At 74.1% G+C, this 1,812-nt stretch carries 3 protein-coding genes; all 3 read right to left on the bottom strand.

Annotation, left to right across the window (positions count from 1 at the left end; genetic code table 11):
- On the bottom strand, positions 1-331 hold a 331-nt coding region (locus tag V7793_RS37150), incomplete at its 3' end, for an AMP-binding protein (protein WP_336014101.1).
- Between the two features lie 72 nt (positions 332-403).
- Positions 404-1,582 carry an acyl-CoA dehydrogenase family protein gene (locus V7793_RS37145; RefSeq protein WP_336014099.1) on the bottom strand — a complete coding sequence of 393 codons (1,179 nt, stop codon included), beginning with the start codon at positions 1,580-1,582 and terminating at the stop codon, positions 404-406.
- The coding region (locus V7793_RS37140) for a phosphopantetheine-binding protein (RefSeq protein WP_336014097.1) at positions 1,579-1,812 on the bottom strand (234 nt) is incomplete at its 5' end. The genes V7793_RS37145 and V7793_RS37140, both read right to left, overlap by 4 nt.

The raw sequence follows: 1,812 nt of genomic DNA, 5'->3' as shown, positions 1-1,812 counted from the left end.
AGACGGCCCCGAGCCGGGCGAGGGCGACGGCCGTGGCGACCAGGGCGGCGGAGCGGTCGAGGCAGACGCCCACGAGGTCGCCGGGGCGCACGCGGTCGCGCAGCGCGCCGGCCGTCAGCTCGGCGAGCGCGTCGAGTTCGGCGTAGGTCCAGGTCAGTTCGCCGTCCTCGACGGCAGGGGCGTCCGGGTCCCGGGAGACCTGCAGGGCGTACCGGGCCAGGACGTCGTCCCAGCCGTGCGCGGTGGCGGTGCCTCCGTGGGCGACGGACAGGGCGGTGGACAGGCCGGCGGAAAGGCCGGCGGCCGGGGTGGTGACAGGTGAAGAAGTCATGATTCCTCCGTGGATGACGTCGGAAGGGAGATCAGAAGGGAGACCGGAAAGGGAGAAGGGGTACGGGGGCGGTCAGCCCAGCCCCATGGCCCGGGCGACGATCACCTTCTGGATCTCGGACGTCCCCTCGATGATCGTCATCATCCGGACGTACCGGTACAGGAACTCCAGCGGGTGGCCCCGCACCCAGCCTGTCGCCCCGTGCACCTGCAGGGACCGGTCCACGACCCGGACCGCGGTCTCGGAGGACGTCAGCTTGGCGAGCGCCGCGTTCTCCGGGGCCTCCACGCCCTCGTCCACCAGCCGCGCGCACGCCAGCGTCAGCAGCTTGGCCGCCTCCACCTCCGCCCGGCTGCTCACGAGGTGCTCCTGGACGTGCTGGTAGGCGCCGATGCGCTCCCCGAAGGCCCGCCGCTCCCGGGCGTACTCGATCCCCAGCTCCAGGGCGTGCTCGGCGATGCCGTTGCACATCGCCGCCACCACGAGCCGGCCGCGGGAGAGGCTGTCGATGCCGTTGCCGAGGGCCGCGCCGACGCCCGCCTCGCCGCCGATGACGGCCTCGGCGGGCAGCCGCACCTCGTCCAGCACCAGTTCGTACAGCTCCTCGCCGGACATGCCCTGGTAGCGCTGGCCGATGCGCAGGCGCGGCTGGTCCATGCCCATGACGAACGCCGTGGCACCGCCCTCGCCTCCGCCGGCGTCGACGGCCCGGGCCACGACGATGACGAAGTCCGCGTGACCGGCGTTGCTGACGAACGTCTTGCGGCCCGACAGCACCCAGCCGCCGTCCGCGTCCCGCGTGGCGGTGGTGGTCAGGTGGAAGGCGTCGGACCCGGCGTTCGGCTCGGTCAGCGCGAGGCAGCGCGTGGCCTCGCCGCGCACCAGCGGCTTCAGGTACTGCTCGATCTGCTTCTCGGTGCCCTGGCGCAGCAGCGGGCTCGGCCCGTCCGAGCCGGCGAGCGCGTACGGGGCCAGCGGGCAGCCGCTGCGGCCGGCCGCGTGGTGCAGCAGCACCACGGCGCTGAACGGCATGCCGGAGCCGCCCAGTTCCTCGGGGTGGTCGCCGGCGTAGAAGCCCAGCTTCGCCGAGCGGCGGCGGACGTAGGTGCGCAGGTCGGCCGGCGGCATGTCCCCGTTCTCCGGCAGCTCGGCCGCCAGGGGGACCAGCTCGCGGCGGACGAACGCGGTGAAGGCGTCGGCGATCTCGCGGTGCTCCGTCTCCAGGACGGAGGAGGGGGTGGTGGCGCTCATCGGGCGGTCTCCGTCAGGGCTCGGGCCTGGTCGGCGAGGACGGGGTGCTGGAAGAGGACGCGCAGCGGCGGGCGCGTGCCGAGCCGGGTCTCCAGCCAGGCAGCGAGGTGGGCGGCAAGGAGGGAGTGCCCGCCGACCTGGAAGAAGTGGGACGACGGCGAGAACCGGTCGTGCCCCAGCACCTCGCGCCAGCCCTCGGCCAGCAGGGCGACGGCCGGGTCGCCGGCGTC

Origin of the sequence: Streptomyces sp. KLMMK (assembly GCF_036961605.1) — a bacterium.
In the GTDB taxonomy this organism is placed as follows: domain Bacteria; phylum Actinomycetota; class Actinomycetes; order Streptomycetales; family Streptomycetaceae; genus Streptomyces; species Streptomyces telluris.
Note: the sequence above shows the minus strand (reverse complement) of the source record. Positions and strands in the feature narration are given on the sequence as shown.